The following is a 24,797-nucleotide window of genomic DNA, read 5'->3' as shown; positions in this document are numbered from 1 at the left end:
CATCGTTCCTGAGAGTTTTTCGCATGGCAGAAAAGATCATCATCGACACCGATCCCGGCCAGGACGACGCGCTGGCCATTCTGCTGGCGCTCGCCAGTCCGGAAATCGAAGTGCTGGGGATCGTCGCAGCCGCCGGCAACGTGCCGTTGTCGCTGACGACGAAGAACATCCGCAAGATCTGCGAACTCGCGGGTCGTCCGGACATCAAGGTCTTTGCGGGCTGCAGCCAGCCGATGACCGGACCGCTCGTCACCGCCGAACACGTGCATGGCGCGACCGGGCTCGATGGCGCCGACCTGCCCGAGCCGACCATGCCGCTTCAGGAACAGCATGGTGTCGACTTCATCATCGAGACGCTCTTGAGCGAACCGGAAGGCACCGTGACCGTCTGTACGCTCGGGCCGCTCACCGACCTCGGCAAGGCGCTGACCCGGGCGCCTGAGATCGCCGGCCGCATCAGACAAATCGTGCTGATGGGCGGCGGATTGTTCGAAGGCGGCAACATCACGCCAGCCGCCGAATTCAATATCTATGTCGACCCGCCGGCCGCTGCCGTGGTGTTTGGCTCAGGCGCGCCGATCGTGATGATGCCGCTTGACGTCACCCACAAGACGCTGACAAGCCGCGCCCGCGTTGCCGCGATCCAGGCGATCGGCACACCGCTTTCGGATGCCGTGGTCGGCTGGCTCGATTATTTCGAGCGCTTCGACGTGGCGAAATACGGCAGTGACGGCGGACCGTTGCACGATCCGAACGTGATTGCCTATCTGCTGAAGCCGGAGCTTTATTCCGGCCGGCTCTGCAATGTGGAGATCGAGACGGAGTCCGAACTGACCAAGGGCATGACGGTGGCCGACTGGTGGGGCGTTTCTGGCCGACCGAAGAACGCGATGTTCATGCGCGATGTCGACGCCGACGGTTTTTATGCGCTGCTGACCGAACGGCTGTCATGGTTCGGTCGCGCGGAGAATGCGGCTCCGCCGAAGCTGCGGCTGGTGTGATCAGTCGCGCTTTCGCGGGATGATCAGCGCGTCGAGGACGCGCACGCCTTTGCCGTCGGGCAAGACCGCTACCGGATTGAGATCGATCGCCTCGATGTCGTCGCCGTATTGCGCGGCGAACTCTGAGAGCCCGACCAGCAGCTCGGCGAGGGCGCTGCGATCCGTCTTCGGCGCGCCGCGATAGCCTTCCAGCAGCGATGCCAGTTTGGTCTCGCCGATCATCGCCTCGGCGCGGGCAAGGTCGATCGGCAGGAGGTCGAAGGCGCTGTCCTTCACCAGTTCAACCAGCACTCCGCCGATGCCGACGACGAGGCCGAAACCGAAGGGTTCGTGGCGCACGAGGCCGACCAGTGCCTCGACACCGCCCGTCACCATTTCCTGCACCGAGACGCCGCGCAGATCCGCATTCGGGGCGTAGGCGCGGGCGCTTGCCATGATGGCGTCGAAGGCGGTGCGAGCTTCGGTCTCCGAGCCGATTCCAAGTTTCACGCCGCCCGCTTCGGTCTTGTGCAAGATATCCGGCGACTCGATCTTCATGACGACCGGGAAGCCGAGCTGCTTTGCTGCTTCGGCGGCGGCATCGGCGCTGGTGACGAATTGTTCCCTGGGAACCGGCAGTCCTTCCGCGGCGAGCAGTTGTTTGGCCTCGCGCTCGGTCAAAGCACCCGCGAGGAGATTCTTCTTTGTCGCCGCCACCTTGTCGGGCCAGGAAACAACCCTGCTCCGAGTGATCAGGCTGCGAACGGCCGTCAGCGCGCTTTTCGTGCCGCGTAGCACAGGCACATTCGAAAGCTTCGCCTCGACATCCGGGTGATGGCCGGAGGAGAGGTTGCTCATGAATACGACCGGCACCTTACCCGTCCAGGCATAATCGGAAACCGCCTCAGCAATGCCGAGATATTCGGAGGCGCAGAAATCGTCGAGACCAGCGGGTGCGTCCTGCGTAGCGACGATCAGGCCGACCGAAGCATCGTCGGCGAGCGCGTGCAGGACATCCTGGTAGATCTTGCTGTCCGCGAAGACGACGCCAGTCGTGTCGAGCGGGTTCTGGGGTGTGGCGAAGGGCGGCAGCAGCGCCTCTAACCGTGCGACCGTTTCGGGCTGCAAATCGGGCAGCGAGAGGCCGACCTCGTCGGCGATATCGGAGACATGTGCCACACCGCCGCCGGAAACGCCGATGATCGCGACGCCCGGCTTAGTGGGTCGGTTCTTCAGGTCCAGGCAAAGCGTAGCCGTCTCCATGAAGCCGTCCATGTCCGCCACTTCGATAATGCCGGTCCGGCGGAAGAAGGCGCGGTAGGCGTCATTGCTGCCGGCGAGCGAACCGGTATGGGCGGCGGTCGCCCGGGCACCGCGTTCCGAGCGGCCGGCGCGAAGGGCGATCACCGGCTTGTTGGCCGCATGCATCTTCTCCATCGCGGCCGCGAGTTTTTCCGGCTCGCGAATGGCCTCGATGACGATGCCAACGGCGCTGGTCTGATCATCCGTCGCGAGGAATTCGAGATAGTCGGGAATATCGGTCGCGGCGCTGTTGCCGGAGGAGACGACGTGGCTGAGGCCAAATCGGCCGGTATTGCCGAGGGCGATCGCACTGGCCCCGGAATGCGAGAGGATCGCGAAGCGGCCATTTTCGAGATTGGTCGAGAGGCTGGAGGAATAGAGGGCGGCGCCCGAGCCGAGATTGAAGAGGCCAAGGCAGTTCGGGCCGCAGATCGCCATGCCGTAACGCTCTGCAATTTCGACCAATTGCCGCTGGCGTTCGCGGCCAGGTTCGTCCAGTTCGGCGAAACCGGAGGCCAGCACGACCGCCGCCTTGACGCCGGTGCTGCCGGCCTCTTCAAGGGCCGCGATCACCTTGTCGGCGGCGATGCCGATCACCGCGACATCGGGTGCATTGGCCAGTGCCGAGAGGGAGTGCGAGGCGGGAAGCCCGAAGATTGTCCCGGCCTTCGGATGCACCGGAATGATCTGTCCCTGGTAGCCGAAGCGCATCAGGTTCTTCATCACGTAGCTGGAGGAGGCGTCGGCGCGCTCGGTGGCGCCGACGACTGCGACGGAGCGCGGCGCCATCAGGGCCCGCATCGCTGCTTTTGCGTTCATGGGCGTGTTGGCCGCCATGGCCAAAACCTCAGTCGAGGCCCTTGAAGGGGTCGTCACGGAAGGCGAGATATTCCTTCAGCGACATCTTGGCGAGGTTTGCCATCCATTCGCGGCCCTGCCGGGTGACGTGGAGGGCGGCAATCGCTTCGATATTGTACTGGAACGACGGCATCAGCCCGGCAACCATCTGCTGATTGTTGATCGAAGCCTTGGTGTATCTCAGCGCCGGCACCGGCATACGGGCAAGCTTGCGGGCGAGGTTCTCGGTCTTTTCCTTAAGCTGATCGGCTGGCACCACCTTGTTGATCAGGTGCATGCGCAGCGCCTCTTGGGCATCCACCATGTCTCCGGTGAACATCAGCCAGCGCACGTCGCGGGTGGCGAGCAGCCAGGGCATCATCAGCGCCGGCGGGCCGGAATTGTGGCGCACTTCCGGTTCGCCGAACTTGGCGTTGTCGGCGGCGATCGCCAGATCGCAGCACATCATCAGCTCGAGCGCGCCGGCAAGGGCGTAACCGTTGACTGACGCAATGACGGGGATCGGGGCGCGCCAGATGTTGAGCAGGGCTTCGGCATTTTCCGACATGTCCGCGCGCCAGAAATCGATGTCGACATCGAAATCGCCGCCCTGCAGGTCGTAGCCGGAAGAGAAGGCTCGGCCGGCGCCAGTGATGACGAGCGCATTGACGTCCGGGTCGGCGACGGCTGCGGCAACCGCCGCGTCGATCTCGCGGATCACCGTCTTGTTCATCGCGTTCATCTTGTCGGGGCGATTGATGGTGATCGTCGCGAACTTGTCGGTGGTATCCTTCTCGTAAAGGATCGTCTCGTAGCTCATGGCAGTTCCCCTTGTTCTTGAACTATTTGCCGGCCTTCTTCAGCGCCGCGTAGGCGACGGCCATCTTCGCGGCGAGACGCGCGTTGTTCTTCACCAGCTCGATATTGGCCTTGAGGCTCTCGCCCTTGGAAAGCTCGTTGATACGGGCGAGCAGGAAGGGCGTCAGCTCCTTCCGGCCGATGCCGCGCTCTTCCGCCTCGCGCACGGCGTCCGCGATCGTTCCGTCGATGAATTCCGGCGTCAGGGCCGCCGCTTCAGGGATAGGGTTGGCGATCAAGAGACCGGTGCCGGTGCCAAGCTGGTGGTGCAGATACATGGCCTTGGCGATCTCTTCAGCCGTATCGAGCCGGTGGTCGGCCTTGAAGCCGCTCTTGCGGGTGAAGAAGGCGGGGAAATCGTCGGTGCCATAGGCGATCACCGGCACGCGCTGGGTTTCGAGATATTCCAGCGTCTTGGCGATATCGAGGATCGACTTTACCCCGGCGCAGACGACTGCCGTCTTGGTGCGGCCGAGTTCGGTCAGGTCGGCGGAGATGTCGAAGGTCTGTTCGGCGCCGCGGTGTACGCCGCCGACGCCGCCGGTCGCGAAAATGTCGATGCCGGCGAGATCGGCCATCAGCATGGTGGCGGAAACCGTCGTGCCGGCAGACTGGCCGCGTACCATGGCGACGGCGAGGTCGCGGCCGGATGCCTTCACAACGCCCTTGGCCTGGGCCAGTTCTTCCAGTTCGCTATGTTCGAGGCCGACGCGCAGCTCGCCGTTGACGACGGCGATTGTCGCCGGGATCGCGCCGTTCTTGCGGATCACCGCCTCGACGCCGAGTGCGGTTTCGAGATTGGCCGGGTAGGGCATGCCATGGGTGATGATCGTCGATTCCAGCGCCACGACCGGGCCGCCGGCTGCTATCGTTTCTGCCACTTCGCGGCTCAGCTTCGGTTTGATGAGGGCCATTTCGGTATTCCTTAAATCGTTTTCGACCAGCCGAAGGTCAGCCGGCCAATCGGTGCATATTGGCTTCCAGGAAGCGTTCGGACAGGTCCGTATGGACGCTTGCGGTGCTTTCGGTGGTCAGCGTGCCGAGCAGCGCGCCGGTGCGGGCCGCATTGTAGGTGTCCTCGCCGTGCAGGATCCGGTGCAGCGTTCCGGCGATCATCGCGTCGCCTGCGCCGGTGATATCGACTGGCCGGGCGTGGACCGCCGGAAACGTGCGGGCGCCCTCGGTGCCGGCGATCGCAATGCCGCGCGGACCCATGGTAACGACCGCCTCGCGGGCGCCGGCGGCCTGCAGGGCAAGCGCCGCGTCCTTGGCGTCGTCGATCGTCTCATGCGCGTTGCGGCCAAGGATCGCGTTTGCTTCGTCAATGTTCATGAACAGCAGATCGACGCCGGTGAGATCTTTTGGCAGGCGGGCTGCCTTGGGTGTCGAGACCGCGTCGATCGCCAGCCGGAAACGGGCGCCCTGTCGTTTGGCGATCAGAGCCGAAAGCGTCTCGGCCGGCAGGTTGCAGTCGGAAAATACCCAGCTTGCGGCGGCGAGATGCGGCCAGATGCGCTCGATATGGCTGGGCAGCAGCAGGTCGAAAATGCTCATGTCGGCAATGCCGAGGACGAGGTCGCCCTTGGTGTCGAGGATGGCGGCATATTCCGCCGTCGGGCGCTCGGTGGTGGTGATGATCTGGCTGACGTCGATGCCACGGTCGCGCATGTGCTTTACCACCGCGCGGCCGCCTTCGTCGTCACCGACGATCGAGACGAAACTGGTCGTGGTGCCGAGAAGGGCGAGGTTTTCAGCGACGTTGCGGGCAACGCCGCCTAGGCTGCGCACGCCGTCGACCGGGTTCGAAGTCTCGAAGACGAATTCCTGCTTGGCGCGGTATTTGCGGTCGAGCACGGCGCCGCCGATGCAGACTGCGCGGGTTTCGGCGGGCATCACATAACCGCGGCCGAGAATATAACCCTTCTGCATCAACTGGACGATGTGGGCGGCGACCGTCGAGCGCGCCAGCCCGAGCATGGTGGCGATCTCCTGCTGGCCCGCGAACGGGTTGTCCTTGATGATTGCCAGGACGGCCGCTTCCTGTGGCGCAAGGTCATCCATGTTCAGTCGATCGTCCTTTGGGGCGAGAACCACGTTGCAACTTCGGTAATTTTGTTATGGACAACAACAGATGTTTTTGTCAACATCTGTTTGTCAGATGTGAATTGGAGGAAGGCATGTCCGTTTCGAGCGCCAATCCAGCGTCATCCAATGATGCCGTCCCCGGCATTCCGGTGATCGATGTCGGCTCCTTCATCCGAAACGAAGCAGGTGCCGCCGCCGTCGTCAAAGCCATCGAGAGGGCTTGCCGCGACACGGGCTTCTTTCTCGTGACCGGCCATGGTGTTTCGCCCGAGGTGACGTCGAGGCTCTACAATCTCGCCCGCGCCTTCTTTGATTACCCGCAGGACTGGAAGAAGACCCAAGGCCGCGGCGCCGGCGTTATGGGCGGCGTCGCGTTTTCGCCGATCGCCGAAGAGGCGCTTGCCGCCACGCTCGGCATCAAGACGCCCGGCGACTACAAGGAAAGCCTGAACTTCGGCCAGAACCTTCCCGGCGACGCCTGGCCGGACCGGCCGGACGGCCTGGAGCAGGCCTTTCGCGATTATTTCAAGGAAATGGAAGCCTTGGCCCGGCACATGCGCCGCATCTTCTGCCAGGCAATCGGGCTCGATCAGGATTATTTCGAGCCCTCTTTCGAAAGCCATCTCTCGGCGCTGCGCGTCATCAACTATCCGGAACAGGAAGAATCGCCGCTGCCGGGCCAGATGCGTGCCGGCGTGCATACCGACTATGGCTTCATGACGATCCTGCGCTCGGAGGCCTCGGCCGGTGGGCTGCAGGTGCGCAACCGCAACGGCGACTGGCTGGACGCCCCGTCGATCGAGGGCGCTTATGTGATCAACATCGCCGATGCCTTCATGCGGTGGACGAATGACGAATGGGTCTCAACGCCACACCGCGTCGCCAATCCACCGACCGGTTTCAAGGGCACGGCGCGTCGTCAGTCGATCCCATTCTTCCTCAACCCGTCCAAGGATACGGTGATCGAGTGCCTGGCCCCGTTCGTAAAAGGTGGTGCCAAATATGAGCCGATCACCTATGGCGAATACATCGACCTGAAGACGAAACAGGCCTTTTCGAAAGGCTGATACCGACCAATTTCGTGCGCAGAAGCGGAGAACCGCCGGCACAGCAAGGTCTCGAAAGACCGCAACAAGGGGAACTGAACATGATGGATTTGACAAGGCGGCAAACGCTTGCCGGAATGAGTGCGCTCACTGCGGCGGGACTTTTCGGCCTTCCGGCGCGGGCTCAGCAGAAGACGCTGGTCGTGCCGACGCTCGGCGGGGTGTGGGAACAATACTGGCGTTCGACCGTCGGTCCCGCCTTCACCAAGCAGACCGGCGCCGCCGTGACCCTCGACGTCGGCAACGGCCGCGTCTGGGGCGCCAACCTACGGGCGGCGGGCGCTGCGAAGCCGCCCTATTCGATGGTGATGACCAACGAGGTTTTCGCGTCCGGCCTGCGCAAGGAAGGCTTCTTCGAGAAGCTCGATCTCACCAAACTCTCGAACTACAACGATCTTTATCCGCTCGCCAAAAAAACCGATGGCTGGGGCGCGATCGGCGCCGTTTCGCCGATCGGCATCGGCTACCGCACGGACCTCGTGAAGACCAAGCCGAAGTCCTGGAAGGACCTTTGGAACAACCCGGAATTCAAGGGCAAGATCGGCCTCTACAACTTCGCCAACAGCGCCGGCAAGATGGAACTGCTGCTGTTTTCGAAGATCTTCGGCAAGGACCAGTATGACGTCGATGCCGGTTTTGCGGCGCTCCAGAAGCTCGGCTCGGTGATCCAGGTGGACTTCAACATGTCGACCGGCCTGGCCTCCGGCGAAATTGTCGTCGCACCCTTCGACTTCGGCGAAATCGCCCGTCTTCGCCGCCAGGGTCTGCCGGTCGACTGTGTGATCCCGGAGGAAGGGATGTTCATGTTCGACCAGACCATCAACATCCTCGCCAATGCTCCGGAAAAGGAGTTGGCCTACCAATACGCTAACTTCCTGTTGTCGCCGGAAGTGCAGGGGATGATGATGAAGGAGTTCTTCATCTCGCCGACCAATTCCAAGGTGGTCGTGCCGGCCGATCTCAAGGTGGACGTGCCGGTTTCCGGCGCCGACATGGACAAGATCCTCACCTGGGACTGGAACTTCGTCAACGAAAAGCAGGGCGAGCTTGCCGAACGCTGGGCGAAGACCATCAAGTGATTTCCCCCACTGCGATCATGGTCTGCGTTCAAAGGCAGGCCATGATCGGCTTTTTTCGGGTCAGGCACTTCAATTGGAAAGTAGAATTTCATGACAGAGGTTAGCATCGAAAAGCTGACCAAGGACTACGGGCAGGGTCCTGCGGTCAACAGCATTTCGATCAGGATCGCCGAGGGTGAGTTCATCTCGCTGCTCGGGCCGTCCGGTTGCGGCAAGACGACGACGCTGAAGATGATCGCCGGTTTCGAGGACGCGACCGCAGGGGCGATCCGCTTCGACGGCCGCGACGTCGTGCATGTGCCGGTCGAAAAGCGCGATATCGGCATGGTCTTCCAGAACTATGCCCTCTTTCCGCATATGACGGTCGAAAAGAACCTCGCTTTCGGGCTCGAGATGCGGAAGCTTCCAAAGGACGAGATCCGCACCCGCATCGCCAAGGTGCTGGATATGGTGCAGCTCACCGGTTATTCGGAGCGTTATCCGCGCCAGCTTTCCGGCGGCCAGCAGCAGCGCGTGGCGCTTGCCCGCGCTCTGGTCATCGAGCCGAAGATCCTGCTGCTCGACGAACCGCTCGCCAATCTCGACGCCAAGCTGCGCGAGGAGATGCGTGTCTTCATCCGCGACCTGCAGCGCCGCGTCGGCATTACCACGGTCTACGTCACCCACGACCAGGCCGAGGCGATGACCATGTCCGACCGGGTCGTGGTGATGTTCGGCGGCCGTATCGCCCAGATCGGCACGCCATCGGATATCTACGAGCGGCCTGCCAATCTGGAAGTCGCCGAGTTCGTCGGCCAGGTGAACATCATCCGCGGCAAGGTCGGCAACCGCGTCGTTTCGACAGCCTTCGGCGACGTGCCGGTAAACGGAGATTTCGCCGATGGTGCCGAGCTGATGCTGGCTCTGCGCCCAGAAGCGGTCGAGCTGCTGCCGATCAACTCAGGTGCGACCGGCGCGCCGGCAAAGGTTCTCTCCAGCTACTATTCCGGCAGTCTCGTCGACTACCGGCTGGAGCTTGCGACCGGCGCTGTCGTCAACGTCCAGACGTTTCCACGCACCCGGTTTGCCGATGGCGACCAGGTGCTGGTGCATGCGCCGGCCGATCGGTTCTGGCCACTAGGGACCGTGGCATGATTGTCCCGCCCAGAAAAAGGTTCGAACCGCTGCTGCTGATCGCCCCCGCTGCGATCCTGCTCGGCGTGTTCCTCGTGCTGCCCTATCTCAATATCGTCGTCATGAGCTTCCGTATGCCGGGGCAAGGCACGCCCTATGGGCCGGGCTTCACGCTTGGCAATTACGGCAAGTTCTTCTCGGACTTCTTCTATGTCCAACAGGTGATCAACACGCTGTGGATCGGTTTCCTGACGACCTTCATCTGCCTCGTTCTCGGTTATCCCGTCGCCTTGCAGCTGGCGCGCGGGGCCTCGGCTTTTCGCGCGCTGGGTTATGCGCTGGTGCTTTCGCCACTACTCGTCGGCATCGTCATCCGCAGTTATGGCTGGACGATCCTGCTCGGCAATAACGGCATCATCAACCGCACACTGACCGGCTGGGGGCTGATCGATGGGCCGCTGCCGCTGATGTACAACGCGCTCGGCATCATCATCGCGCTAGTGCATGTCTTCCTGCCCTTCATGATCCTGCCGATCATGAGCGCCATCCAGGGCATCGATCCGTCGCTCGAAGCGGCGGCCCGCTCGCTTGGGGCGTCGAAGGTCACCTCCTTCCGGCGCATCACCCTGCCGCTGTCGCTGCCGGGCATCCAGGCCGGCTGCATCCTCGTCTTCGTCCTGTCGCTCAGCGCCTATGTGACGCCGTCGCTGATCGGCGGCTTGCGCGTCAAGACCATGGCGGTGACGGTGGTGGATGCGCTGATCGATACGTTCCAGTGGCCGTTCGGTTCGGCGCTGGCGCTGATGCTGTCGGTCACCGGTGCGATCTTCGTCGTCATTTTCGGGCGGCTGACCGTCATGAAATGGAAGGCATAGAGACATGTCGAAACCCTTCTTCACCGTCTATTGCCTGATTATCTACGCTTTCCTGCTGGCGCCGATTGCAGTCGTGGTGATCGCTTCCTTCAATGCCGGGGCTTTCCTCACCTTCCCGCCGCAGGGGCTTTCCTTCCGCTGGTATCTGGTTTTCTTCAACAACGAGGTGTTCATGCGGGCGATCCGCACATCGCTGTGGATTGCAACGCTCACCATGGTGATCTCCGGCATCATCGGAACGATGGCGGCGATGTTCTACGTGACGCATGCCGGCAAGCTCAAGGAAACGGTGCGGGTCGCCATGCTGGCGCCGTTGCTGCTGCCGGAAGTGCTGACGGCAATCTCGCTGCTGTTCTTCGTCTATTCGGTCGGCCTCGGCACGCAGAACCTTGTCGGCATGATCGTCGGCCACGTGCTGATCACGCTGCCCTTCGTGTTCATCAACGTCTCGGCCTCGATGGAGAGCTATGATCCGGCCTGGAGCCTTGCGGCGCAGAGCCTGGGGGCAGGGCGGTTCACCCGCTTCCGGCGGATCATGCTGCCGCTGATCAAGCCTGGCGTCATCGGCGGCTGCCTGTTCGCCTTCATCATTTCGTTCGACGTCTTTACCATTTCCTTCATGCTGAAAGGGGTTGGCATGTCGACGCTGCCGATCCAACTGTTCGATTACCTGCGCACCAACTTCACGCCGGAAGCGGCGGCCGTCTCGACCTGCTCGATCGTGCTGACGATGGCGGTGGTGGTCATCTCGGAAAAGGTGCTGGGCCTGCGCATCCACCGCTTTTAGGCGGTCAATAAAGCTTGCCGCGGGCGGTGACCGGCCAGAGCGCCTCGACGCGGCCGTTTCGCACACAGACATACCAGTCGTAGAGATTGCAGGTCGGGTCGCAGTGACCCGGCACGAGGCGCAGCCGGTCGTTGAGCGTCAGTGTGTCCTGCGGGTCCTCGATCTTGCCGTGCTCGTCCGATGCGCTGGCGAATGTGAGGTCGGGGCGTTCGAACACCGTCGGCAGGCCGCTGTCGATCGAGTGCGCTTTCAGGCCCGCATCGCAGATGGCGCGGCCGGAGGCCGGCTTACTCATGATCGAGGTCAGCACGAACAGCGCATGTTCGAAACCGCCGATGGTGCCGTTGCCTTCGGTCGAGCGGACGCGGGCGTAATCCGCATCCATGAAAATGTAGGAGCCGGGCTGGATTTCATTGTAAACGCCGGAGGCACCTTCGAGATCGTGGGTGCCTGTTCCCGCACCGGTGACGATCGCTGGCTCCAGCCCCGCATCGCGCAGCAGGTCCGCCGTCTCCCGCGCCATGCCGATCGCCTTGTCGATCGCGGCGCGGCGCTCCACCGGATCGTAGATATGCTGGGCGCTGCCGTGATAGGCTTGGATGCCGGTGAAGGCGAGGTTCGGCGCGGCGGCGACCGCCTTTGCGAGTTCGACGGCCGGTGCGCCGGGCAACACGCCGCAGCGACGGGCGCCGCAATCGATCTCCACCAGCACGTCGAGCGTGACGCCATGCAGGGCCGCCGCTTCCGAAAGTGCCGCAACGACGGTGGGATCATCGACGCAGACGGAGACATGGGCGCTCTCTGCGAGCCACGCCAGCCGGTCGATCTTTTTCGGATCGGCGACCTCGTTGGCGATGAGCACGTCGGTGACGCCGCCGCGCACCAGCGCTTCCGCTTCGGATATCTTCTGGCAGCAGACGCCGACAGCGCCGCCGCTTGCCATCTGGTACAGCGCCACGTCCGCGGACTTGTGGGTCTTGGCATGCGGGCGAAGCCGGACCCCCATCGCCTCGGCATGATCCTTCATCCGCGCGACATTCCGCTCGAAGGCGTCGAGATCGATGATCAGCGCCGGCGTCTGGATGTCGGCGATATTATCGCCGATGGCGGCCGGTACGTCATAGCCGATGTCGATGTCGTCGTAGGTCATGAGGTCGGGTCCGCAATCAGATGGCGCGACGATAGGTTCGCCGCCGCATCCAGGCAATCGTCCGCCTGCAATTTCGTTCAAGATCGATGCGGCTCTCTCCGATAGCTGTGGGAAAACATCTCGAAAGGATCGCCCATGAGCCCGGAATTCCTAATTACCTCCTTTATCGTCGTCGCATCGCCCGGTACCGGCGTGCTGATCACGCTCGCCGCCGGCCTGTCGCGAGGCGCGCGAGCAAGCCTCGTTGCCGCGCTCGGCTGTACGCTCGGCATCCTGCCGCACATGATAGCGGCAGTATCCGGCCTTGCAGCACTGCTGCATGCCAGCGCATTGGCCTTCGAGATCATCAAATATCTCGGCGTCGCCTATCTGCTGTTCATGGCCTGGCAGGTCCTGAAGGAAAAAGGGGCGCTGACGGTGGAGGCGGACCGGACGCCGAAATCCGTTGGCCAAGTCATCGTCTCGGCGATTCTTGCCAATCTTCTCAACCCGAAACTGTCGATCTTCTTCTTCGCCTTCCTGCCGCAGTTCGTCAGACAGGACGAAATCGCGCCGGTTCTGCGCATGACCGAGCTCAGCCTCGTCTTCATGCTGATGACCTTCGGCGTCTTCGTCCTCTACGGGCTGTTTGCCGCCTCGGTGCGCAGTCACATCATCTCGCGGCCGAATATCCTTGCCTGGATGCGCCGTATCTTCGCCGGCGCCTTCGTGGTGCTCGGCGCGAGGCTTGCGCTTTCGGCGCGATAGTTATTACCTGCCGCGTAATTGAGACGATGCAGCCGCTCCGGCATGTTCGCCCTGCCTGCAACGAGCAGGGCGATTTCAAGGAGAAAAGACATGACCGATGCGAACACCAATGCCGAACGTTATCTCGCCATCTGGAACGAAACGGATGCCGTTCGCCGCAAGGCGATGATCGCCGAGACCTGGGCGGAAGACGGGCTTTACGTCGACCCGCTGATGCGCGGCGAGGGCCATGAGGGCGTCGATCGCCTGGTCGAAGGCGCCCAGGCGCGGTTTCCGGGTTTCCGCTTCACGTTGCTCGGCACGCCCGACGGCTACGACGACAATCTGCGCTTTTCCTGGGGGCTCGGCCCCGTGGATGGCGAGGTGCTGATCAAGGGCACGGATTTCGCGGTCCTGGAAAACGGCCGGCTGAAGTCGGTCTGCGGTTTCCTCGACCAGGTCCCGGCAGCCGCATGACGACCCTCGCACCCGCCCGTCCCCTCGGTGATTTCCTGCGCGAATGGCGCCGCCGCCGGCGGATGAGCCAGCTCGACCTGGCGTTGGAGGCCGATATCTCGCAGCGTCATCTGAGCTTCATCGAAAGCGGGCGGGCGGCCCCCAGCCGCGACATGCTGCTGCATCTCGCGGAGCGGCTTGAAGTGCCGCTCCGCGAGCGCAACCCGATGCTGCTCGCCGCCGGTTTCGCGCCGGTGTTTGCCGAGCGCAAACTCGACGATCCGGCACTTCAGCCGGCGCGGCGGGCGATCGATATGGTGCTGAAGGGCCACGAGCCATTCCCCGCACTCGCGATCGATCGGCACTGGACATTGGTGGCCGCCAATGCCGCGGTGGCGCCGCTGCTTGCTGGTGTCGCCGACCGGTCGCTGATCGAGGGGCCGGTGAACGTGCTGCGGCTCAGCCTGCATCCGCAGGGTCTTGCGCCTCACATCGCCAATCTTGTCGAATGGCGCAGTCATCTGCTCGAGCGGCTCCGCCAGCAGATCGCCGCGACGGGCGATCGCGTTCTCAGGGCGTTGCTGGAAGAACTTTCCGGTTATCCGGTGCCGGAAGATACGTCGAAAGCGGCGGCGAAGCATGACTATGCGGGCATCGCCGTGCCGATGGATCTGCGGACCGAGGCGGGATTGCTGTCCTTCATCTCGACGACGACGGTCTTCGGAACCCCGGTGGATGTGACGCTGTCGGAACTGGCAGTCGAATCCTTCTTTCCCGCCAATGACGAAACGGCTCGGCTTCTGCGTCAGATGACAAAGGCCGGGCCGTGGAAAGCGACAGTTGAAGCTTAGCTTCGATCAGCGGATCAGAATTCGGTCCACTGCGATTCCGTGGTTGCAGCAGCCGCGGCACCACCGAAGGACTTGCTGACGCGCTGTGCAAGGCGGCGGGCCGGCGATTCCTGCGGGACGGCGTTGCGACCGGCCGGGGCCGGAGCGGAGCCGTAGGCAGGCCGCTGCTGCGTTCCGGAACGCCGACCGCCTTCGGAGAGCTTGAAGCGGGTGAGGAGATCACGCAGCTTCGTGCTTTCCGAAGCGAGATTGGCGCCGGCAGCATTGGTTTCTTCGACCATCGCGGCATTCTGCTGGGTCACCTGGTCCATCTGGTTGACGGCCGAATTGACTTCGGCAAGGCCGACCGACTGTTCGCGGGCGGCTGTGGCGATCGCACTGATATGCTCGTTGATGGTGACGACGTGGGATTCGATCGTCTTCAGCGCGTCGCCGGTCTCGCGCACCAGCTTGACGCCGTTCTGAACCTCGGCACCCGACTTGCGGATGAGGTCCTTGATCTCCTTGGCGGCGCTCGCGGAACGCTGGGCGAGTTCGCGGACTTCCTGGGCGACGACCGCAAAACCCTTGCCGGCATCGCCCGCACGGGCCGCTTCGACGCCGGCATTCAGCGCCAGCAAATTGGTCTGGAAGGCGATCTCGTCGATGACGCCGATGATGTTGGAGATCTGGCTGGACGACTGCTCGATGCGCTGCATCGCGTCGACGGCGTTGGCAACCACGGCCCCCGACTGGGCGGCGCTGGAGTTTGCCTGCAATGCGATCGCCTTGGCTTCATCGGCGCGCTTGGAAGAGTTCGAGACGTTGACGGTGATTTCGTCGAGGGCTGCGGCGGTCTCTTCAAGCGAGGCTGCCTGCTGTTCAGTCCGCTTGGAAAGGTCGTCGGCGCTCTGGCTGACTTCACGCGAACCGCTGTCGATCGATTGGGCCGAGCCGGCGACTTCCGAGAGTGCAGCGCCGAGACGGGACACGGCGGAGTTCAAATCTTCGCGCAGGGCTTCGAAATCCGGAGCGAAGGGTTCGTTGAGCTGGAAGGCGAGGTCACCGGAGGCAAGACGGCGCAGGCCGGCGGCAAGGCCGGAGGTCGCTTCGTGCAGGCGGGCCTGGGCCGAAGCTTCCGCCTCTTCCTGCAGGCGGATACGGTCGGCTTCGGCTTGGCCGCGGGCTTCCTCGGCCTGTTCCTGAAGCTGCCTGTTGGAGATCGCGGCCTGGCGGAACACTTCGACGGCGCCGGCCATGGCGCCGACTTCGTCCTTGCGGCCGGCAAAGGGGATTTCGGCGGCGGTGTCACCTGCGGCAAGGCCGCTCATCGAAGCGGTGATGCGCTGGATCGGACGGGCGATGCCGGACAGCACGTAGACGGCGGCGCCGACGATCAGCAGGAAAACGACGCCGAGGATGATTTCCATCGTGGTGAGCGCGGTGGAATAGGTCGTCTTCGCCTTGGCGGTTTCGACGGCCGCCTCGTCGGTGTTCGACTTGACCAGCTTGGTAACGGCTTCCATGACCGGCTGGATGGTGATGCGCATCTTCTCCATCTCGACACGGGCGCGGGCGTCCGAAGCCTTGCGGGAGAAGTCCAGCATCTTCTGTCCGTTGAGGATGTATTTGTCGATGCCGGTCTGGATCTGGTCGATGATCTGCTTTTCCTGATCGCTGGAGATCAGTGGCCTGTAGGTATTGAGAGCTGTCTTCAGCGCATCGGACTGCTGAGCGATCAGCTTTTCCGCCGAATCCATGCCGAAGTCCGAGGTGGTGGTCAGATGGCCCATATAGGCGACCGTCATTCCGAGAATGGCCGTCTCGATATTCTTCGAAGCCTGAACGCTCGGCATCGAGTTCTCGGAAATCGTGTTGAGATTGCCGGCGACATTGGAGAGCGAGGAAATGGCCGCCCAGGCGAGAACGGCGACGAGAGCTGCAATCGCGCCGAAGACGGCGATGAGCGAGCTGCGAATTGAGAGACGGGACATGAGGTTCGGCTCCGGATTGATGAAGCCTCGAATGAGGCAACGCGTTTTCACGCGCAGATCTGATATCTGGCAGTGTGGGAAGAGAACCGGTCTCATACCGGTTCTTGCGCTACACCGGATGGCGGTCACGCGGTCCCCGGGAGATTAGGGCCAAACTCTTTAACGACAGATTGAATTTTGATACTGTACAATGACTTTTGATGATTTTCGGCACTAAAATCTCGAAAATAGGCCTGCGCTATCCTTTTATTTTATAACGATAATATTGGAATCAGGCCGGCGTAGTAACAGGATACCTGTCAATCGACGATTGCTTGATTTTCCGTTCAAACGAAATGCGAAATCTAGCCCATCCGACGGGCCGTTTCCGAGCGGATCCGAGGCATCGAGCGGGTGTTATCGGCGGGTCCGAAGGCCGTCCATCAAGAGGCCGATCAGGCGATGCGACCGCTCACGCCATTCGGGCGATTCCGGAATCGAATAGATACTCGACAGCGCGTGCAGGAGATCGCTTGTCTCGATGTCGCTGCGGATGCATCCCTTGTCGCCGGCGGTCTTCAACAGGCTTTCCAAAGCGCCGCGGATCAGGCCCGAGCCCTCGGAAAAAAGGGAGGAGTTCGACGTCATGAGAATGCGCAGGCTGTTGGCCATGCCGCGCTTGGTGGCGATGTAGCCGACGAAACGACGCATCCATTCCTCAAGGGCAACATCCGGCGTATGTTTTTCCGCAAGTTCGGTGGCAGCCGTGGCAAGGCTTTCGAGTTCGCGTCGATAGACCACTTCCACGAGATGCTCGCGGCTCGGGAAATGCCGGTAAAGGGTGCCGATGCCGACGCCGGCCTGGCGTGCTATATCTTCCAGCGAGGTCTCGACGCCATTTTCCGCAAAGGCTGCGGCCGCCACCTCGATCAGCCTGTCGCGGTTACGGCGAGCATCGGCGCGAAGCTTGGTCGATGCGGGCGATGTCTTCGGCTCGGCCGAGGCCAAAATATTGCTCCAGGCAAATGAGGGCTTGACGAAAATCCGTAAGCCACTAGTTTAAACGGAGGCGCCTCCGTTTATCTGGAGTGCCTTCCACTTCTTAGTCCAGAGGGGGACGGATGTCATGCCGAAATGTGCCGGTGCTTCTCTCGCCGAACATCATCTAGGGCATCGCAGCCAGTTGGCCAGTCCGTCCCAGGCTTTAAAGTTCTCATTCTCGTGACAATGGCAGGAGCTTGATCCATGACACGAACCATCCATCTTTCGCTCGATATCAACGGGAGGCGGCACGAACTCGATGTCGAACCGCGTGTCACGCTGCTCGATGCCCTGCGCGAACATCTGGCGCTGACCGGCACCAAGAAGGGCTGCGACCAGGGTCAATGCGGTGCCTGCACCTGTCATGTCGACGGTAGCCGTGTGCTTTCCTGTCTGACGCTCGCAGCCCAGGTCGAAGGCCGGCAGATCACCACGATTGAGGGGATTGCCGCGGAAAACGGCGAGTTGCACCCTGTCCAGGCGGCTTTCGTGGAGCATGATGCGTTCCAATGCGGCTATTGCACACCCGGCCAGATCATGTCGGCAGTCGCCTGCATCCGCGAGGGCCATGCAGGATCGGACGAGGAAATCCGCGAATACATGTCCGGCAATCTCTGTCGGTGCGGAGCCTATAACAGCATCGTCGCGGCGGTGCGCGAAGCGGCGGAGATGGCGTGATGAGAGACTTTTCCTATCTCCGCGCCTCGTCTGCCGATGAAGCCCGGCAGGCGGCACTCCAGGCCGGTTCAGCGCTGCTTGCCGGTGGCACGACGCTTCTCGATCTCGCCAAATGTGGCGTGATGGAGCCGGAAACGGTCATCGACATCACCCACCTCTCGGGCCTCGGCGAAATCACCGTCGATGCTGGCGGCGCCACGATCGGTGCGCTTGCCAAGATGGGGGAGGTTGCCGATCACGCAGGCATCCGCGCCGCTTTCCCGGCGGTTTCGGAATCGCTGTCGCTGGCGGCCTCCGCCCAGCTGCGCAACATGGCGACGATCGGCGGCAACCTGCTGCAGCGGACACGCTGTTCGTATTTCCGCGAACCGGACGTGTTTCCGGCCTGCCACAAGCGCAATCCCGGCTCGGGCTGTTCGGCGCTCGGCGGCGTTACCCGCAACCATGCCGTTCTCGGCACGAGCGATGCCTGCATCGCCAGCTATCCGGGTGACCTCGCGGTTGCCCTCGTCGCCTTCGACGCCGTGGTCGAGCTCGGTGGCCGGACGGTATCCGTCGACGACTTCTTCCTGATGCCGGGTAATACGCCGGAGCGGGAAACCGTGCTGGAACGCGGCGAGATGATCACCGCGATCACCGTGCGGGCCTCGGCGGCGGCGAAGAACTCCACCTATCTGAAGGTGCGCGACCGGCAGTCCTATGAATTTGCGGCAGCGAGTGCCGCGGTCGGCCTGGAATTCGAGGCGGACGGCAAGACGGTGCGCGATATCCGCGTCGCTCTCGGCGGCGTTGCCACCAAGCCGTGGCGGGCCCGTAGCGTCGAACAGGCGCTGGTCGGCAAGGTGCTCAGCCTCGAAACCGTCGAGGCAGCGAGCCGGCTCGCCGTGGGAGGCGCCGTTTCGCATGGCGCCAATCGCTACAAGATCGAACTTGCGCCGCGCGTCGTCGCCCGCGCCATCCTGAAAGTTGGAGGTCTCGTATGACCATCATGGAACCCCGCAAACACGGCGATGCCTCCGACGGGACTGTCGGCGGTCGTCAAACACGCTTCGAAGGCAATCTGAAGGTCACCGGTGGTGCGACCTATGCGCTGGAATATCCGCTCGAAGGCCTTGCCTACGCCATTCTCGTGCAGAGCACGATCCCGGCCGGCCGCGTCATTTCGGTCGATGCGGAAAAGGCGCTTGCGGCCCCGGGCGTGCTGATGGTGCTGACGCCGGATGACGACCTGGGTCTCCTGGTCGCCTCCGACTGGGGTGGCAATCGCCCGGAAAATCAGCCGTATTATCCGCTGCCGCGGCAGGTGCAATACAATGGCCAGTCGATCGCCGCAGTCGTCGCGGAAAGTCGCGAACAGGCGGTCGAGGCGGCAAGGCTGATCTGCATCACCTATGAGAAGGCGCCGCATGTCGCAAGCTTCAATGATACGGCTGCCGGCGAAGGCAAGGTGATGGACAGTCTCACCTCCGGATGGGGTGATGCCGAGGCCGCTCTTGCGGCCGCGCCGGTTCAGATCGAAGGCGAATATTCGACGCCGCGTGAATATCACGTCGCCATGGAGCCGCACGGGTTGACCGTGAAGTGGGATGGCGACCGGATCACGGTCTGGGAACCGAGCCAGTGGTCTCACGGCATGGCGCGCAGCTATTCTGAATGGTTCGGCATTCCTTACGAAAATGTCCGCCTGATCTCGCCGTTCATCGGCGGCGGGTTTGGTTCGAAGGGGGCGGCGCTCGCCCATGGCGCGGTGGCCGCTTTCGCGGCAAGGAAGCTCGGCCGGCCGGTCAAGCTTGCGCTGACGCGACCGCAGAATTTCACGAACTATGGCGGTCGCGCCGCGACGCGCCAGCGGATCAAGATCGGCGCGACCGAAGACGGCATCCTTCAGGCGATCGTCCATCGCGGCGCCAGCGAGACCTCCACCTATGCGGACTGGCCGGAGCAGACGGGTGCTGCGACGCCGATCCTCTACAAGGTCGAGAATTTCTCGTCGCAGCATAGGGTCGTGCCGGTCAACGCCGTCACTCCGGGTGCGTTGCGCGGCCCTGGCAAGAACCCCAGCGCCTTCGGCATCGAAAGTGCGATGGAGGAGCTGGCTTACAAGCTCGGCATCGACCCGCTCGAACTGCGGCTCAAGAACTATGCCGACCATGACTACCAGTCAGGGAAACCGTGGTCGACCCGCCGGCTGCGCGAAGCGCTGACCGAAGGCGCCGAAGCCTTCGGCTGGTCGAAACGCAGCCATGAACCACGCTCGATGCGCGACGGCAAGACCCTGATCGGCTGGGGCATCGGCTGCGGCACCTTCCCGGTCCTTCAGGCGCCCAGCGAGGCGATGATCCGCATCCTGCGCAATGGCCGTGTCGAGGTCGTCAGCGGTGCGATCGACATGGGGCAGGGGACCTATACCATCCTTGCCCAGACGGCAGCCGAAGTGTTTGGCATTCCCGTCGACCAGGTCGAGGTCCATCTCGGCGATTCCCGGCTGCCGGGCTCGGCGATCGCCGGCGGCTCGATGCTGGCGGGCTCCATCCTCGGTGCCGTGCACAAGGCGGCGACGGCGGCCCGCGACGAACTGATCGGACTGGCGCTCAACGACGAGAAATCGCCGCTGCGCGATACCGGCGCCAATACGCTGACCTTCAGCGGCGGCCGCATTGCCGCTCCCCGCGATCAAGGTCCGTCGCTCACGCTTTCGGAACTGATGGCGGCGCTCGGTCGCGACGAGATCGAGATCCTGAGGAATACGCTGCCGGAAGGTGCCACCGCCCAGGAGCAACATCAGGCCTGGACGAGCATGGCGAAGGTCCAGGGGCCGACCATGGGCGAATATTCCATGCATAGCTGGTGCGCCCATTTCGCCGAAGTGCGGGTGGATGAGGATTTTGGAACGGTGCGGGTGTCCCGTATCGTCTCGGCCTTCGATTGCGGCCGGCTCTACAATCCGCGGCTGGTGGAAAGCCAGTGGCGGGGCGGCATCATCATGGGCATCGGCCAGGCTCTCCTGGAAGAAGGTCTCGTCGACCAGCGCAACGGCCGCACCGTCAACAACAACATGGGCGACTATCTGGTGCCGACCAATGCGGACGTTCCGCATATCGAGGTAATCTCGGTCGGCATTCCCGACTACGGTGCCTCGGCGCTGGGCGGCAAGGGTGTCGGCGAGGTCGGCATCGTCGGCGTCGCGCCGGCGATCGCCAACGCGGTCTTCCACGCGACCGGCAAACGCGTCCGGGACCTGCCGATCACGCTCGAAAAGCTGATCTGACCGATCCCGCGCATCCGGCTTCGGCCGGGTGCGCCTATTTTCGCTTCGGCGTGTTGGATGCCCCGAGGCTGCCGGCAAAACGTTCGGCCAGACGTTCCTTCCGAAAATGCTCGACCACGAAGTCGATAAAGACGCGGGTTTTTGCCGGCAGCAGCGTCTTGCTGGCGTAGTAGATCGAGATCGGCCCGATATCCGCATACCAGTCGGGCAGCAGGCGGACGAGCGTACCGCTCTCCATATACGATAAGGCATCCGGCATCGCGATCATCGCGACGCCGAGGCCGAGGCTTGCTGCGTGGGCAATGGCAGCTGGGTCGTTGAGCACCATCTTTTCCCTCAGTACCACCGGTACTTCGTCGCCGCCGGTATTTCGCATCACCCATTGGCGGATACGGCCGGTATTGGAAGAACGCATATGGATGCCGTCGAGGTTCGCAAGATCCGCCGGATGGGCCGGCATCGGCCTGTCCCTCATGTACGCGGGTGAAGCGACTAGGACGATATGGGCCGGCGCCAGCACCCGAGCGACCGCGCCGGGCGTCAGCTCAAACCCGCCGCCGATCGCTGTGTCATATCCCTCGGCGATCAGATCGACCTGCCGGTTTTCGAAAGACCAGTCCGGACGGATCAGCGGGTAACGCGCGATGAACTCCGGCAGCAGCGGTAAGATATAACCCGTACCGAAATGCGGGCTCATGCTGACTTTCAGCACACCGGCCGGCTCCGCGCTTTCCGACGAGGCGCCAGCTATCGCAGCCTGCAGCGCCCCGACGTGATCGCGGATCTCCGACAGGAAACGTTCGCCCGCTTCCGTCAGCGTCAGCCTGCGCGTGCTGCGCTGGAAGAGGCGGGTGCCGAGGTTCCTCTCAAGCATCGCGACATTGCGGCTGACAGCCGCGGGCGTCAGCGCCAACCGCCGGGCCGCAGCCGAGAAACCGCCGAGCTCGGCGCTGCGCATGAAGGATTCGAGATTGGCGAGACTTTCCACAGCGGATTTATTCTCAATGGTTGCTTGAAGATGATCCGCATTATTACCGCCTAATCAGGCGCCAATCCAGAGGCGATATTCCTGTCATCGAAACCACTGGAGTATCGCAATCATGACCATCGGTATCATCGGCGCCGGCAATATCGGCGCAGCCTTCGCCCGCACTCTTGCAAGAAACGGCGTGCGCGCCACCATCGCCAACAGCCGCGGCCCGGCCTCGCTCGAAACACTGACGGCTGAGCTGTCACCCTGGATTTCCGCCGGCACGATCGAGGAGGCCGCAAGTGCGGACATGGTGCTGATCGCGGTTCCATGGTCGAAGCTGCCGGCTGCGCTTGCCGGCCTTCCGGACTGGAACGGGCGGATCGTCATCGATGCAAACAACCCGATCGAGTCGCCGCTCTATAAACCGGCCGAACTCAACGGCCGTCTTTCCAGCGAGATCGTCGCGGACCTCGTGCCGGGCGCCCGGGTGGTTAAGGCGTTCAATCATCTGTTTGCCAAGCTGGTCGAGACCGATCCCTCTTCCGAGGGCGGCAAGCGGGTGCTGTTCTACTCGGGTGACGATGCGGCCGCAAAGACGGAAGTCGCCGCCTTGACGGAGAAGCTCGGCTTCTTCGGCATAGACCTCGGGCCGCTTGCTGTCGGGGCCAAGCTGACGCAGTTCCCGGGCGGTCCGCTGCCGGGACTGAATCTCGTCAATTTCGGCTGACCCTCAGTCGTCCGAATAACGTTCCTCGGACCAGGGATCGCCGCGCATGTGGTAGCCGTTCTTCTCCCAGAAGCCGGCCTGATCCCGGTCGAGGAACTCGATGCGGTTGATCCATTTGGCGCTCTTCCAGAAATAGAGGTGCGGCACCACCAGCCGCACCGGCCCGCCATGCTCCTCGCTCAGCGGCTTGCCTTCCCACTCGGTGACGATGATCGCGTCCGGCGAGGCGAAATCCGAGAGCAGCAAGTTGGTGGTATAGCCGTCATAGCTGGTCAGCATGACGGCAACCGCCTCCTCTTGCGGGTCGACGAGATCGAGGAAGTCGTGTGTCGAGACACCTTTCCAGTTGTTGTCGTAACGCGACCAGGTGGTCACGCAATGGATGTCGGAGCGCATCCCGGTCTGCGGCAGGGCCTGGAAGGCCGCCCAATCCAAGGTCCTGCGGTTGTTGACGAGGCCGCGCACGTCAAGTTTCCAGCGCTCGGTCGAGACCTGCGGCTGCTGGCCGAGATCGAGCACCGGCCAGTTCTTGACCAGGTGCTGACCGGGCGGCAGGCGGTCGGTTTCCGGCCTCGTGATGCGGCCGGTCAGGAATTTGCCTTGTTCCGCCCATTTCCGCTTGGTGATGGTGAGCTTCGAATCCTCGGGCTCAATTTCGTCGGCCATATCCGGTTCTCCTTGCGTCGCCCGATAATCTGATAAACAAGAAAGGCAATCAATTGCCCATCTTGGCAATTGCTTGTTCGGAAAATCCTGTTCTCGGAAGATCATGCCTGCCTTCAATCCGCTTATCGAAAAGCTCAGCCCTCCGCCCGTTCCCTCCGTCGCCGCCTGGGGGCGTGCCTATGACGGGTCCCGGGGTCCGCTGATCGACCTCTCTCAGGCCGTGCCCGGTTATCCGGCCCATCCGGACATGCTGAAGCTGCTCGGCGAGACCGGCTCCTCAAAGGCCTTCACCGGATATGGGCCGATCGAGGGCGAGGCGGAACTTCGGACAGCCTATGCGGCGCATGTCTCGGAGGTTTATGGCGCAGGCATCGGCCTCAGGAACATCCACGTCACGTCGGGCTGCAACCAGGCTTTCGTCTGCGCCGCGATGACGGTGGCTGGCCCCGGCAATACGGTGCTGATGACCGAGCCCTTCTATTTCAACCACGAAACGACGCTGGCGATGATGGGCGTCAAGACCGCTTTCGTCGCCTGCGACGCGGCGAACGGTTTTCTGCCGGACCTTGTCGGGCTTGAAGCTGCGATCACCGGCGAGGTGCGGGCGCTGGCGCTCGTCTCACCCAACAATCCGACGGGGGCGATCTATCCGCCGTCGCTGCTCGAAGCGATCTTCAAGCTCTGCCGGAACAAAGGCATCTGGCTGATCCTCGACGAGACCTATCGCGACTTTCTGCCGACAGCGGACCAGGTGCCGCACGCGCTGTTCAGTCTCGACGGCTGGGAAGATACGCTGATCAGCCTCTACAGTTTTTCGAAATCCTTCTGCATCCCGGGGCACCGGCTCGGAGCGATCACCGCCGGACCGGTTGCGGTCGAGCAGATCGCCAAGATCATGGACAACCTGCAGATCTGCGCGCCGCGCGCCGCTCAGGCTGCCGTCGCCAAGGCGCTGCCGCTTCTCGCCGATTGGCGTGAGGAAAACCGCCAGGAGATCGGCCGCCGTGCCGATGCGCTGAAGGCGGTGATGCGTTCCGTCAACGACTGGAAGCTCGATGCGATCGGCGCCTATTTCGCCTTCGTGCGGCATCCCTTTCCGGGCAGGAGTTCCGCGGAAGTGGCGGAGAAGCTGGCCAGGCAGGCGGGCGTAATCTGCATTCCGGGCGCCTATTTCGGCGAGAGCCAACAGAATTATCTGCGCTTCGCGTTCGCCAATGCGGACGTGCCGACGATCGGGCTGTTGCGAGAACGTTTGCAGAACTTTTCTCTATCGTGAGCCTGAGCGTC

Annotated in this window: 23 protein-coding genes; 14 read left to right on the top strand and 9 right to left on the bottom strand. The window is 62.8% G+C overall.

Going from position 1 to position 24,797, the window contains the following annotated elements; genetic code table 11:
• The first annotated feature begins 23 nt into the window (after window positions 1–23).
• A complete protein-coding gene (locus tag RG540_RS16765; protein WP_038590229.1) occupies window positions 24–1,001 on the top strand; it encodes a nucleoside hydrolase in 978 nt (325 codons plus the stop codon).
• Here RG540_RS16765 and RG540_RS16760 read toward each other — a convergent pair whose 3' ends face one another.
• Genes RG540_RS16760 through RG540_RS16745 form a run of 4 tightly spaced genes read right to left on the bottom strand, consistent with a single transcriptional unit; the run spans window position 1,002 to window position 6,038 of the window.
• Complete coding sequence (locus RG540_RS16760) at window positions 1,002–3,101, bottom strand: acetate--CoA ligase family protein (RefSeq protein ID WP_244446576.1); 2,100 nt, start codon at window positions 3,099–3,101, stop codon at window positions 1,002–1,004. It abuts the gene before it with no gap.
• A gap of 28 nt (window positions 3,102–3,129) precedes the next feature.
• Window positions 3,130–3,939, bottom strand: coding sequence for an enoyl-CoA hydratase/isomerase family protein (locus RG540_RS16755; RefSeq protein WP_038590221.1), 810 nt, complete (start codon window positions 3,937–3,939; stop codon window positions 3,130–3,132).
• A 22-nt stretch (window positions 3,940–3,961) separates the two neighbouring features.
• A complete protein-coding gene (locus RG540_RS16750; RefSeq protein ID WP_038590219.1) occupies window positions 3,962–4,891 on the bottom strand; it encodes a pseudouridine-5'-phosphate glycosidase in 930 nt (309 codons plus the stop codon).
• 37 nt (window positions 4,892–4,928) lie between these two features.
• Window positions 4,929–6,038 (bottom strand): carbohydrate kinase, encoded by a 1,110-nt coding sequence (locus RG540_RS16745; protein ID WP_038590216.1) that lies wholly within the window; start codon window positions 6,036–6,038, stop codon window positions 4,929–4,931.
• 116 nt (window positions 6,039–6,154) lie between these two features.
• Between RG540_RS16745 and RG540_RS16740 the strand changes: the two genes are divergently transcribed.
• The 5 genes from RG540_RS16740 (at window position 6,155) to RG540_RS16720 (ending at window position 11,022) form a co-directional block, all read left to right on the top strand.
• Window positions 6,155–7,129, top strand: a complete 975-nt coding sequence (locus RG540_RS16740; protein WP_038590213.1) for an isopenicillin N synthase family dioxygenase — start codon at window positions 6,155–6,157, stop codon at window positions 7,127–7,129.
• 80 nt (window positions 7,130–7,209) lie between these two features.
• Window positions 7,210–8,247 (top strand): ABC transporter substrate-binding protein, encoded by a 1,038-nt coding sequence (locus RG540_RS16735; RefSeq protein WP_038590210.1) that lies wholly within the window; start codon window positions 7,210–7,212, stop codon window positions 8,245–8,247.
• A gap of 90 nt (window positions 8,248–8,337) precedes the next feature.
• A complete protein-coding gene (locus tag RG540_RS16730) occupies window positions 8,338–9,381 on the top strand; it encodes an ABC transporter ATP-binding protein (RefSeq protein WP_038590207.1) in 1,044 nt (347 codons plus the stop codon).
• Entirely contained in the window at window positions 9,378–10,235 is an 858-nt protein-coding gene (locus tag RG540_RS16725) for an ABC transporter permease (RefSeq protein ID WP_038590203.1), read from the top strand. The genes RG540_RS16730 and RG540_RS16725 overlap by 4 nt, the downstream gene beginning before the upstream one ends.
• 4 nt (window positions 10,236–10,239) lie before the next feature.
• Window positions 10,240–11,022, top strand: a complete 783-nt coding sequence (locus tag RG540_RS16720) for an ABC transporter permease (RefSeq protein WP_038545831.1) — start codon at window positions 10,240–10,242, stop codon at window positions 11,020–11,022.
• Window positions 11,023–11,026: 4 nt separating this feature from the next.
• On the opposite strand, the gene RG540_RS16715 is transcribed toward RG540_RS16720, so the two are convergent.
• On the bottom strand, window positions 11,027–12,172 hold the full coding sequence (locus RG540_RS16715; RefSeq protein WP_038590200.1) for a DSD1 family PLP-dependent enzyme: 1,146 nt from the start codon (window positions 12,170–12,172) through the stop codon (window positions 11,027–11,029).
• A 135-nt stretch (window positions 12,173–12,307) separates the two neighbouring features.
• On the opposite strand from RG540_RS16715, the gene RG540_RS16710 reads away from it, so the two are divergent.
• The 3 genes from RG540_RS16710 to RG540_RS16700 all read left to right on the top strand — a co-directional run bounded on the left by RG540_RS16710 (window position 12,308) and on the right by RG540_RS16700 (window position 14,205).
• Window positions 12,308–12,919 (top strand): LysE family translocator, encoded by a 612-nt coding sequence (locus RG540_RS16710; RefSeq protein ID WP_038590197.1) that lies wholly within the window; start codon window positions 12,308–12,310, stop codon window positions 12,917–12,919.
• Between the two features lie 90 nt (window positions 12,920–13,009).
• The gene (locus RG540_RS16705; protein WP_038590194.1) at window positions 13,010–13,375 is read left to right on the top strand and encodes a nuclear transport factor 2 family protein; all 366 of its coding nucleotides are present in this window, start codon (window positions 13,010–13,012) and stop codon (window positions 13,373–13,375) included.
• Entirely contained in the window at window positions 13,372–14,205 is an 834-nt protein-coding gene (locus RG540_RS16700) for a helix-turn-helix domain-containing protein (protein ID WP_046599975.1), read from the top strand. The genes RG540_RS16705 and RG540_RS16700 overlap by 4 nt, the downstream gene beginning before the upstream one ends.
• Window positions 14,206–14,219: 14 nt before the next feature.
• Here the strand turns inward: RG540_RS16700 and RG540_RS16695 are convergent, their stop codons facing one another.
• Complete coding sequence (locus tag RG540_RS16695; protein ID WP_051909483.1) at window positions 14,220–16,178, bottom strand: methyl-accepting chemotaxis protein; 1,959 nt, start codon at window positions 16,176–16,178, stop codon at window positions 14,220–14,222.
• Window positions 16,179–16,574: 396 nt separating this feature from the next.
• Window positions 16,575–17,165 carry a TetR/AcrR family transcriptional regulator gene (locus RG540_RS16690; RefSeq protein ID WP_038590192.1) on the bottom strand — a complete coding sequence of 197 codons (591 nt, stop codon included), beginning with the start codon at window positions 17,163–17,165 and terminating at the stop codon, window positions 16,575–16,577.
• A gap of 237 nt (window positions 17,166–17,402) precedes the next feature.
• On the opposite strand from RG540_RS16690, the gene RG540_RS16685 reads away from it, so the two are divergent.
• Genes RG540_RS16685 through RG540_RS16675 form a run of 3 tightly spaced genes read left to right on the top strand, consistent with a single transcriptional unit; the run spans window position 17,403 to window position 21,144 of the window.
• Entirely contained in the window at window positions 17,403–17,876 is a 474-nt protein-coding gene (locus RG540_RS16685; RefSeq protein ID WP_038590188.1) for a (2Fe-2S)-binding protein, read from the top strand.
• Window positions 17,876–18,859, top strand: coding sequence for an FAD binding domain-containing protein (locus RG540_RS16680; protein ID WP_038590184.1), 984 nt, complete (start codon window positions 17,876–17,878; stop codon window positions 18,857–18,859). The genes RG540_RS16685 and RG540_RS16680 overlap by 1 nt, the downstream gene beginning before the upstream one ends.
• Window positions 18,856–21,144: a xanthine dehydrogenase family protein molybdopterin-binding subunit gene (locus RG540_RS16675; RefSeq protein ID WP_038590182.1), complete on the top strand. Its 2,289-nt coding sequence runs from the start codon at window positions 18,856–18,858 to the stop codon at window positions 21,142–21,144. Before RG540_RS16680 ends, RG540_RS16675 begins: the two co-directional genes overlap by 4 nt.
• A gap of 34 nt (window positions 21,145–21,178) precedes the next feature.
• On the opposite strand, the gene RG540_RS16670 is transcribed toward RG540_RS16675, so the two are convergent.
• Window positions 21,179–22,132 carry a LysR family transcriptional regulator gene (locus tag RG540_RS16670; RefSeq protein WP_038590179.1) on the bottom strand — a complete coding sequence of 318 codons (954 nt, stop codon included), beginning with the start codon at window positions 22,130–22,132 and terminating at the stop codon, window positions 21,179–21,181.
• Window positions 22,133–22,244: 112 nt separating this feature from the next.
• Here RG540_RS16670 and RG540_RS16665 point away from each other — a divergent pair, with 112 nt between their 5' ends.
• Window positions 22,245–22,844: an NADPH-dependent F420 reductase gene (locus RG540_RS16665; RefSeq protein WP_038590176.1), complete on the top strand. Its 600-nt coding sequence runs from the start codon at window positions 22,245–22,247 to the stop codon at window positions 22,842–22,844.
• Window positions 22,845–22,847: 3 nt separating this feature from the next.
• Here the strand turns inward: RG540_RS16665 and RG540_RS16660 are convergent, their stop codons facing one another.
• Window positions 22,848–23,510 (bottom strand): sulfite oxidase-like oxidoreductase, encoded by a 663-nt coding sequence (locus tag RG540_RS16660; RefSeq protein ID WP_038590173.1) that lies wholly within the window; start codon window positions 23,508–23,510, stop codon window positions 22,848–22,850.
• 103 nt (window positions 23,511–23,613) lie between these two features.
• On the opposite strand from RG540_RS16660, the gene RG540_RS16655 reads away from it, so the two are divergent.
• Entirely contained in the window at window positions 23,614–24,786 is a 1,173-nt protein-coding gene (locus RG540_RS16655; protein WP_038590171.1) for an aminotransferase, read from the top strand.
• Window positions 24,787–24,797: the final 11 nt, after the last annotated feature.

The sequence above is a fragment of the Neorhizobium galegae bv. orientalis str. HAMBI 540 genome (genome assembly GCF_000731315.1).
GTDB classification, from domain to species: domain Bacteria; phylum Pseudomonadota; class Alphaproteobacteria; order Rhizobiales; family Rhizobiaceae; genus Neorhizobium; species Neorhizobium galegae.
This window is presented reverse-complemented; position numbering and strand designations above follow the sequence as displayed.

What these genes read in the sequence shown, in the direction of transcription:
- RG540_RS16765 (WP_038590229.1), top strand. Translation starts at nt 24, where the DNA reads ATGGCAGAAAAGATCATCATCGACACCGATCCCGGCCAGGACGACGCG.
- RG540_RS16760 (WP_244446576.1), bottom strand. Translation starts at nt 3,101, where the DNA reads ATGAACGCAAAAGCAGCGATGCGGGCCCTGATGGCGCCGCGCTCCGTC.
- RG540_RS16755 (WP_038590221.1), bottom strand. Translation starts at nt 3,939, where the DNA reads ATGAGCTACGAGACGATCCTTTACGAGAAGGATACCACCGACAAGTTC.
- RG540_RS16750 (WP_038590219.1), bottom strand. Translation starts at nt 4,891, where the DNA reads ATGGCCCTCATCAAACCGAAGCTGAGCCGCGAAGTGGCAGAAACGATA.
- RG540_RS16745 (WP_038590216.1), bottom strand. Translation starts at nt 6,038, where the DNA reads ATGGATGACCTTGCGCCACAGGAAGCGGCCGTCCTGGCAATCATCAAG.
- RG540_RS16740 (WP_038590213.1), top strand. Translation starts at nt 6,155, where the DNA reads ATGTCCGTTTCGAGCGCCAATCCAGCGTCATCCAATGATGCCGTCCCC.
- RG540_RS16735 (WP_038590210.1), top strand. Translation starts at nt 7,210, where the DNA reads ATGATGGATTTGACAAGGCGGCAAACGCTTGCCGGAATGAGTGCGCTC.
- RG540_RS16730 (WP_038590207.1), top strand. Translation starts at nt 8,338, where the DNA reads ATGACAGAGGTTAGCATCGAAAAGCTGACCAAGGACTACGGGCAGGGT.
- RG540_RS16725 (WP_038590203.1), top strand. Translation starts at nt 9,378, where the DNA reads ATGATTGTCCCGCCCAGAAAAAGGTTCGAACCGCTGCTGCTGATCGCC.
- RG540_RS16720 (WP_038545831.1), top strand. Translation starts at nt 10,240, where the DNA reads ATGTCGAAACCCTTCTTCACCGTCTATTGCCTGATTATCTACGCTTTC.
- RG540_RS16715 (WP_038590200.1), bottom strand. Translation starts at nt 12,172, where the DNA reads ATGACCTACGACGACATCGACATCGGCTATGACGTACCGGCCGCCATC.
- RG540_RS16710 (WP_038590197.1), top strand. Translation starts at nt 12,308, where the DNA reads ATGAGCCCGGAATTCCTAATTACCTCCTTTATCGTCGTCGCATCGCCC.
- RG540_RS16705 (WP_038590194.1), top strand. Translation starts at nt 13,010, where the DNA reads ATGACCGATGCGAACACCAATGCCGAACGTTATCTCGCCATCTGGAAC.
- RG540_RS16700 (WP_046599975.1), top strand. Translation starts at nt 13,372, where the DNA reads ATGACGACCCTCGCACCCGCCCGTCCCCTCGGTGATTTCCTGCGCGAA.
- RG540_RS16695 (WP_051909483.1), bottom strand. Translation starts at nt 16,178, where the DNA reads ATGTCCCGTCTCTCAATTCGCAGCTCGCTCATCGCCGTCTTCGGCGCG.
- RG540_RS16685 (WP_038590188.1), top strand. Translation starts at nt 17,403, where the DNA reads ATGACACGAACCATCCATCTTTCGCTCGATATCAACGGGAGGCGGCAC.
- RG540_RS16680 (WP_038590184.1), top strand. Translation starts at nt 17,876, where the DNA reads ATGAGAGACTTTTCCTATCTCCGCGCCTCGTCTGCCGATGAAGCCCGG.
- RG540_RS16675 (WP_038590182.1), top strand. Translation starts at nt 18,856, where the DNA reads ATGACCATCATGGAACCCCGCAAACACGGCGATGCCTCCGACGGGACT.
- RG540_RS16665 (WP_038590176.1), top strand. Translation starts at nt 22,245, where the DNA reads ATGACCATCGGTATCATCGGCGCCGGCAATATCGGCGCAGCCTTCGCC.
- RG540_RS16660 (WP_038590173.1), bottom strand. Translation starts at nt 23,510, where the DNA reads ATGGCCGACGAAATTGAGCCCGAGGATTCGAAGCTCACCATCACCAAG.
- RG540_RS16655 (WP_038590171.1), top strand. Translation starts at nt 23,614, where the DNA reads ATGCCTGCCTTCAATCCGCTTATCGAAAAGCTCAGCCCTCCGCCCGTT.